Origin of the sequence: Thauera sp. 2A1, assembly GCF_009469595.2 — a bacterium.
Classification (GTDB): Bacteria; Pseudomonadota; Gammaproteobacteria; order Burkholderiales; family Rhodocyclaceae; genus Thauera.
Window position 1 is genome coordinate 1 of sequence record NZ_SSXV01000070.1, and the last position, 2,617, is coordinate 2,617.

Here is a 2,617-nt window from a genome sequence, read left to right on the forward strand (position 1 = left end):
CTTCTATAGAACCTTCCACCAGAACATCTTCGCTACTAGGTTCTATTTCTAACTATCTACCTTTTTGATTTAGTAAAGCTTGCTCTTCTTCTCTAAGAATTTCATCTACATCTGTAGACATAGACTCTGGTATTACAGGTTCTGCTGTTTCTGTTTTAGTTTCTTGTACTACAGGCTGTTGTTGTACTCCTTCTTGTATTGGAGTTTCTGGTTTAACTTCTACTTTTTCTTGTTTCTTAGTAGTATCTTCAATAGCAGCTGCTGGATTTTCTATTACTCCCTCTTCTGGTAGTACTTCACCAGCTTCCTCTTTTTCTTTTCTAGCAACTTTTTCCTATCTAACTGATTTACTTAGATGTTCAGCAAATAACGAATTGGCTACAATTCTAGACGCACGTTCCTGATCAGCTAATTCTAGTAAATCATTATACTTCATCTGAGCTTGTTGATTATACTTAGATATAATAGATTTTCTACTAGGTTGAGGTTTACCTTCTCTTAGTGCTTTATCTGTATATTCTTGTATAATATTATCCTATTGCTCTTCAGATAAATCTTTGAACAAATATCCTTTGATATCCTAATATGATTCTGCTTTAAGTTTACCAGTAATATAAGCTGTGGCTTGATCTCTCAATCTATCTCTTACAGCTTTATTCATTACAAACGCTGTTACATAATTCTTTATCTATTCAGCATTTACTGGATCTTGAGCCTAATCTAAATTTTGTATACCATATGTACTTACTATTTGTTGAACGTTTCTTTCTATTCTTTCTTTTTCTCTTTTAATGTAGTTTCTCATATTATTTATATTTCTGAGATCTACATCTAAACCAGTATCCTCTGATAACTGTTGTAAAGTTTTAGTTCTATTAGTAAGAGCTTTATACAAATCTGTTATAGCTTGATTCTATAATTTTAGATAAGTAATATCATATACAGCATTTGAATATTCATCAAAAGTAGGTAAAGTAGATAAAAAATCTTGTTCTATTTCGTCTGCATATTCTGGAGTAGCGTTCATTTTGTATTGATAATCTTCATCAGACTATCTTTTACTTTCAACAAATGCATCATAAGATTCTCTAGCTTTTTGTAGGAATACATCATCTTTATTAGTTTTACCTTGCTCTATTATCTTTTCTAACTCTTTGGCTACATCGTTAGTTGATTGCTCTGCCTCATTCAATCTATCTTTAATATGTAGATAGTTCTTAACTATTTTTCTATGCTCAGAGCTGCCTCTCTTAATACCTAAATCTTTTAAATTTTCATCGATAGATTTATTACGATATTCAGCCCACAGATTAGTAGCTAGATTTTTATCTTCATCTATCATTTCGTCTGTTACTCCAGGCTGTTTCAATTTTTTAGCAGACTCTAAATAATCTGTAACATAATTAATATCTTTACCAGCTTGTAAAGCATCGAGGAAGACATCCATTTTGTTATCCTGTTCAGCATTACTATATCCTTTAGCGATAAGTTTTTGTACTTCTTTATCTGAAGCATACTGTCTTACTGCATTTTTCAATTGTACTGCATTACCAGCAAATGGCATTACTAAACCTATGAATCCACCAATATCCATCGCCTTCTTTAATTCATCATCTGTATTTAGATAATTATCGTTTGATAAACCAAAGTAAGCAAGATTGGCTTCATACCCAAGAAGACCAGCGTTGTATGCAGCAGATATAGGATTTATTCCTTTGTCTTTTAAATAGTCGTATTCTCCTCTTTGATATCTACTACCAACTACAGATTGAACACCTTCTTCACTACGTTCAGATACAAAATTAATAGCATTAGCTTTAGCGAATTTACCAATGTTTTCTAATAAATGTTTCCTAGTAATATTTTGTCCAGGTCTAGACGCTTTGTTCAGAATATTTTCCACCCCTCTGTCAATAGCTTTACCCAAACCAATCTGGTCTACTACACTTGGTATTTCATCTAAAGGTCTTTCTATACCTCTAGCTTTTGCTAATGCTTTACTAGCCTAATTCCATAATATTTTACCTCCATAGGAAAACGGCATACTTTGTAAATAATCTGAATAACTTAAAGCGTCATTCACATCTCTAACCATTTGTAAGCCATCAAAAGCATCGTTTCTGATTTCTTCAAAATCTTTTTGATCTGTAGTCAGACCTTGAGCTAAACCAGCTTGTAGTTTTTCATTTTCGTCCATCTAATCTACAGGATAACCTAACTCACCTAATCTAGGTTCCCAAGATTCTAATACTCTATTTACATCTGTCTTATTATCGTTAGCACTTTGCAATACTCTTTGCTGATAGTTGTCAAACACTTCACTAGCTGTTTCAGATTGCCTGTAATATTTAGCTAACCAAAGATTAAAAGCTGATTCTCCTAAAGCAATTGCTGTAGCTGCTTGACCAATACCTGGAACAGCAGTTATAGCACCTCTAACAGCTAGACTTCTAGCTGCTTTATTAGCCAATATTGAAGTTCCTGTTTGTAAGAACATCATTTCTATTTCAGACAAAGAACTACCAATATGACCTAGATTATAAAACCAAGATTTAGGATCAGTAATAGATAACTCAGATTCATTTACTCTCTACTCAAATTCTTTAGTAAGAGCGGT

At 32.7% G+C, this 2,617-nt stretch carries 3 protein-coding genes; all 3 read right to left on the bottom strand.

Annotation, left to right across the window (positions count from 1 at the left end):
* Positions 1–1,051 precede the first annotated feature (1,051 nt).
* Positions 1,052–1,903 carry a hypothetical protein gene (locus GH664_RS22290; RefSeq protein ID WP_153163725.1) on the bottom strand — a complete coding sequence of 284 codons (852 nt, stop codon included), beginning with the start codon at positions 1,901–1,903 and terminating at the stop codon, positions 1,052–1,054.
* A gap of 102 nt (positions 1,904–2,005) precedes the next feature.
* Complete coding sequence (locus GH664_RS22295; protein ID WP_153163726.1) at positions 2,006–2,197, bottom strand: hypothetical protein; 192 nt, start codon at positions 2,195–2,197, stop codon at positions 2,006–2,008.
* Positions 2,198–2,500, bottom strand: a complete 303-nt coding sequence (locus tag GH664_RS22300; RefSeq protein ID WP_153163727.1) for a hypothetical protein — start codon at positions 2,498–2,500, stop codon at positions 2,198–2,200.
* Positions 2,501–2,617: the final 117 nt, after the last annotated feature.